We start from the raw sequence: 5,292 nt of genomic DNA on the forward strand, positions 1-5,292 counted from the left end.
CGTCATGTTGTAGACGTCGAGCTCGCCGCGGGTCGCGTCGAGGAACCACACCTTGTTCACCACGTCGGCGAGCAGGTCGGTGTCGTGGCTGATAATCACGACGCCGCCCTCGTGGCCCCGCAGGAAGCTCCGCAGCCAGGAGATCGAGTCGGCGTCGAGGTGGTTGGTCGGCTCGTCCAGCAGCAGCGTGGTCCCGGCGTGGCCGCCCTCGCCCGAGGCGGCGAAGAGGATCCGGGCGAGCTCGACGCGGCGCCGCTGCCCGCCGGAGAGGGTCTCGAGGGGCTGGGCGAGCACGCGGTCGGGCAGGCCCAGGTTGGAGCAGATCCGCCCGGCCTCGCTCTCGGCGGCGTACCCGCCGAGGTCGGCGAACCGCGTCTCGAGCCGCCCGTAGCGCGCGACCGCCTTGTCGCGCTCGGCGTCGTCGGCCAGCTCGGCCATCGCGGTCTGGGCCTTCTCCATGTCGCGCAGGATCTGGTCGAGCCCGCGGGCGGAGAGGACCCGGTCCTTCGCGAGCACCGAGAGGTCGCCCTCGCGGGGGTCCTGCGGCAGGTAGCCGACCGGCCCCGTCGAGCGGATGGTGCCGCCGTAGGGCTCGGACTCCCCGGCGAGGGCGCGCAGCGACGTCGTCTTGCCCGCGCCGTTGCGTCCGACGAGGCCGATGCGGTCCCCCGGCTGCACGCGGAGGGTGACCCCCGAGAGCAGCACTCGGGAGCCGGCGCGCAGCTCGAGCTCGGACGCGGTGATCACAGGGGGCCTCATCCCGGTCGGGGGTCGCGTCGCGTCTCCCGCGACGGTTCCGGCGGACGTGACGGGCGCCGGTCCGCGACGCGACGGCCGCGGCGGCAGGCACCGACGCCCGCACCTCGGGCATCACGCCGGACCTCCAGTGTAGGTGAGGCCCCCCGGCGTTCCCCGGCCGCGCGGGGCCGGGGTGGCTAGGGTCGCCTGTCATGAGCGTCACCGAGGATGCCGCCGCCCCCGCTCCCGGCGGGTCCCGCGACCGACTCGACGGCAAGGTCGCCCTGGTCACCGGGGCGAGTCGCGGCATCGGGCTCGCGATCGCGGCCGACCTGCTGGCCCGCGGCGCGAGCGTCACGATCACGGCCCGCAAGCCCGACGAGCTCGCCGCCGCGGCGGAGGGCCTCGGGGCTCCCGACCGGGTCCTCGCCCGCCCCGGCAACGCGGGCGATGCCGAGGCCCGCGCCGCCACCGTCGCGGAGATCGTCGAGCGGTTCGGGCGCCTCGACGTGCTGGTGAACAACACCGGCATCAACCCGGTCGCCGGGCCGCTCATGACGACCGACCTGGCCGCGGTCTCCAAGATCTTCGAGGTCAACGTGGTCGCCGCGCTGGGCTTCCTGCAGCAGGCGCACGCGGCGTGGATGGGCGAGCACGGCGGCAGCGTCGTCAACGTCGCCTCGGTGGCCGGACTGCGCTCCACCCACGCGATCGCCGCCTACGGCGCGTCGAAGGCGGCGATGATCCGTCTCACCGAGGAGCTGGCCGTCGAGCTGGGCCCCCACATCCGGGTCAACGCGGTCGCGCCGGCGATCGTGAAGACGCGCTTCGCCACGCAGCTCTACGAGCACGACGAGCAGGGCGTCGCGGACCGCTACCCGATGCGCCGGCTCGGGGTGCCCGCGGACGTCGCGTCGCTCGTCGGCTTCCTGTGCACCGACGCCGCGTCCTGGATCACCGGGGAGACGGTCCGCATCGACGGCGGCACGCTCGCGACCGGCAGCACGTAGGTCCTTTCACACCGGTCCCGCCCCGGATCGGGGACAATGACGCCATGGGCCTGTTCAGCTGGATGCGCGGAGGGCGCCCCCCGGGCTCGTCCGGGGTCGGCGCCGACGGCCGCCGGCAGGTCCTCGACCGCGAGGGCGGCCCGGCCGACCTGGAGCACCTGCGGCAGTTCGCGCGCTCGCGGCGCGGGGTGGAGTTCTTCGTCGAGCCGGAGACCACGGCGACCGACACCACGGTCGTCGCCGTGGCCGTCGACGGCGAGTGGACCCGCCGTCGCGTCGGCACCCCGCGGGCCGCGGCGCGCCTCGCCCGCAAGTGCGCCGTGCCGATCTACGACGTGACCGTCACCGGCTACCCGCAGACGATGCGCGACTGGAACGCGCGGGCGAAGCGTGATCGCGAGACGCTGCGCGCGTGGGACCGCGAGATGGGCACCGGGCCGAGCTGACCGCAGCCGGCACCCGAGCCGACCTGCTGGTGGCCGGCGGCGGCCCCGCCGGCTGGTCGGCTGCGCGCGCCTGCGCCCGGCGCGGTCTCGACGTCGTCCTCGTCGACCCGCGGCCCGACCGCGCCTGGCGCCAGACCTACGGGACGTGGTGCCACGAGCTGCCGCGCGGCACGGGGCCGGACGCGCTGCCCGACGAGGTCGTGGCCGCGCACGACGTCGGGTGGGCGATCGCGACGCGGACCCACCGGCTCGAGGACGAGTACGCGGTCCTCGACACCGGAGCCCTGCAGCGGGCCCTGTACGACGACGGGGTGCGGGTGCTGCGCGGGAAGGTGGTCGCGGCCGGCCCGGAGGGTGCGGTGCTCGCCGACGGGACCGAGGTCCCGGCGGGCCTCGTCGCCGACGCGACCGGGGCCGTGCAGGCGCTCACCGCGCACCGCCGCACCGGGCGGCGCGCCGAGCAGACCGCGGTCGGCGTCGTCGTCGACGAGGGCACGGCGGCCCGGGTCACCGGCGGGCGGCTGGTCTTCATGGACTGGCGACCGCTGCACGGCCTGCCGGGCTGGCCGACGTTCCTCTACGCGGTGCCGCTGGGCGGCGGCCGGGTGCTGCTCGAGGAGACCTCCCTGGCGCGCCGGCCCGGGCTGCCGCTGCCCGAGCTCGCCGACCGCCTGCGCCGACGCCTGCGGGCCGCCGGCCTGCACGACGCGGAGGTCCCCCTCGACGACCCGGCGCGCGTCGAGCACGTGCGCTTCCCCGTCGACACCCCCGACCACCGCTCCCCCGCGGGCGTCGTCGCGCTCGGGGCCGCCGCCCCGTTCGTCCACCCCGCCACCGGGTTCTCCGTCGCGCGCTCGCTGCGGGCGGCCACCCGCCTGGCCGACGCTCTCGCCACTCGACCGGACGATCACGCGCCGGTCGACGCGGCCGGTCGAGTGGCCCGGGCCCGGGACGCGGTGGGGGGCACGCGGGCGCGCGTGGTGCACGGGATGCGGCGGCGCGGGCTCGACGTGCTCCTGCGCATGCCGCCCGCCGAGGTCCCGGAGTTCTTCGAGGGCTTCTTCTCGCTCCCGGCCCGTCCGCGCCGCGCTTACCTGGGCTCCTGCGGCACGAGCGGCTCCGACCGCTCGGACGACGACGTCGCCGAGTCGGTCCGGGCGATGATGTCGGTCTTCGCACGTCTGACCCCCCGGCTGCGGGGGCACCTGATCGCGGGAACGCTGTGCGGCCCGGGTGAGGCGCAGCGCCCGTGACGTGAGCGGCCGGAGGGTCGCGTGCGTCCGTTCGGCGCAGGGCGCTACGATGCGCCACCTCCGGTACACGTTCGTTCCCCACGTCCGGAGACCGCGAGATCGGAGCACGCACCATGGGCGCCTACCAGCTCGTCGCCGTCGGCACCGACGGCTCGGAATCGTCCTACCGCGCGGTCGACCGCGCGGCCACCGTCGCGGCCGACTCCTCGGCCACCCTGCTGATCATCTGTGCCTACCACCCGGCGAAGAACACCGGCCAGGCCGAGCAGCAGCTCGGGGAGGACGCCGCCTACCACGTCGTCGGGTCCACCCCGGCCGAGGAGACGCTGCGCGACGCCAAGGAGCGCGCGTCGTCCAAGGGCGCGGGCGAGGTCGAGACGGTCGCCGTCGAGGGCGACCCGATCGAGGCCGTCACGAACGTCGTCAACGACCGCAAGGCCGACCTGCTCGTCATCGGCAACCGGGGTCTGAACAGCCTCTCCGGCCGGCTGCTCGGCTCGGTCCCGCAGGGCATCTCCCGGAAGGCGCCGACGGACGTGCTCATCGTCCACACCACGTGAGCCCGCGCGACGACAGCGCGTCCCGCTGGGGCGAGGCGCGGCGCGAGGTCGAGGAGTTCCTGCTCGACGGCGAGCGCTTCCTGCGGCGCGGGGAGGTGGCGGAGCGCGCCGGGGTCAGCCCGGAGCAGACCGCGCGGCTGTGGAGCGCGCTCGGCTTCCCCCGCATCCCCGACGACGTCACCGCGTTCGCGCAGGTCGACCTGGACGCGCTCGCGCTCGTGCAGGAGCTCCTCGGCGACGGGTCGCTCGACGAGGCCGAGGCGCTCGCGATCGCCCGCACGCTCGGCCAGAGCATGGCCCGGCTCGCGGAGTGGCAGGCGAACCTGCTGCGGCGCACGATCGCCGAGCGCGGCCCGGTGGACGACCCCGACGCCGTCGTCGACTCCGTGCGCACGCTGGTCCCGCTGCTCGAGAAGCTGCAGGCCTACACGTGGCGGCGCCACCTCATCGTCACGGCGGGCCGGATGCTGGGCTCGATGGCCGGCGACTCCGACGACGGGTCCGACCGCACCGAGGCCACCACGGTCGGGTTCGCGGACGTGGTCGGCTTCACCGCCCTCTCCCGGGCGGTCGACGCCGACGAGCTGCGGTCCCTGCTGGAGCGGTTCGAGGGCGTGAGCACCGACGTCGTGTCGCAGCACGGCGGCCGGATCGTGAAGACCCTCGGCGACGAGGTCCTCTTCGTGTGCTCCGACGTCGCGGCCGCGTTGGACATCGCGTTCGACCTGCACGCCGAGGTCCCCGACGCCGACGGCCGGCTCGCGCTGCGGATCGGCCTCGCCTACGGCGAGGTCCTCCCCCGCTACGGCGACGTCTACGGGCCCGTGGTCAACATCGCGAGCCGGCTGACCTCGCACGCCCGGCCCGGGACGGTCCTGCTCGACGACGAACTCACGGACGCCGTCCGCGAGCGCGGACTCGACGTCGACCTCCGCACGGTCCCGCCGCTGGCCGTGCGCGGCTACAAGCACCTCAAGCCGCACGTGGTGCGCCGCCGGTCGTGAGCTCGGCGCTCATGGCTCGGCGCTGGATGACCAGGAGCGCACCAGGCCGCTCCTGGGGGCCCGGCAGATGCCTGACGTGCCCATCGTCGCGCCCCGACGACCGAGGCTGCCGAGCGTGCCGAAAATCCGGGTCCCGAGGACCCGGATTTCGGCAGGTGTTCGTCGATCACGCTCGATGAGGACTACGTCGAGATCTGACGCCCTCGGACGAGCACTCGTGGTCGTCACACACAGCAGAAAACCGGGTCCGCAGGACCCGGTTTTCTGGCATCTGTCCGCAG

Annotated in this window: 6 protein-coding genes; 5 read left to right on the forward strand and 1 reads right to left on the reverse strand. The window is 75.1% G+C overall.

The window, feature by feature from the left end:
• Window positions 1-747, reverse strand: a 747-nt coding sequence (locus AC0CYZ_RS00515) for an ATP-binding cassette domain-containing protein (protein WP_472210972.1), incomplete at its 3' end; no start/stop codon positions are given.
• A 203-nt stretch (window positions 748-950) separates the two neighbouring features.
• Here AC0CYZ_RS00515 and AC0CYZ_RS00520 point away from each other — a divergent pair.
• From AC0CYZ_RS00520 to AC0CYZ_RS00540, 5 genes are all read left to right on the forward strand, one after another.
• The gene (locus AC0CYZ_RS00520) at window positions 951-1,748 is read left to right on the forward strand and encodes an SDR family oxidoreductase (protein ID WP_472210975.1); all 798 of its coding nucleotides are present in this window, start codon (window positions 951-953) and stop codon (window positions 1,746-1,748) included.
• A 44-nt stretch (window positions 1,749-1,792) separates the two neighbouring features.
• Window positions 1,793-2,194: a hypothetical protein gene (locus tag AC0CYZ_RS00525; protein WP_472210977.1), complete on the forward strand. Its 402-nt coding sequence runs from the start codon at window positions 1,793-1,795 to the stop codon at window positions 2,192-2,194.
• Window positions 2,161-3,447, forward strand: a complete 1,287-nt coding sequence (locus tag AC0CYZ_RS00530) for a lycopene cyclase family protein (RefSeq protein WP_472210980.1) — start codon at window positions 2,161-2,163, stop codon at window positions 3,445-3,447. The genes AC0CYZ_RS00525 and AC0CYZ_RS00530 overlap by 34 nt, the downstream gene beginning before the upstream one ends.
• A gap of 113 nt (window positions 3,448-3,560) precedes the next feature.
• Window positions 3,561-4,007: a universal stress protein gene (locus AC0CYZ_RS00535; protein WP_472210983.1), complete on the forward strand. Its 447-nt coding sequence runs from the start codon at window positions 3,561-3,563 to the stop codon at window positions 4,005-4,007.
• Complete coding sequence (locus AC0CYZ_RS00540) at window positions 4,004-5,011, forward strand: adenylate/guanylate cyclase domain-containing protein (protein ID WP_472210986.1); 1,008 nt, start codon at window positions 4,004-4,006, stop codon at window positions 5,009-5,011. Before AC0CYZ_RS00535 ends, AC0CYZ_RS00540 begins: the two co-directional genes overlap by 4 nt.
• The last annotated feature ends 281 nt before the right edge of the window (window positions 5,012-5,292 follow it).

The sequence above is a fragment of the Actinomycetospora sp. genome (assembly GCF_055612215.1).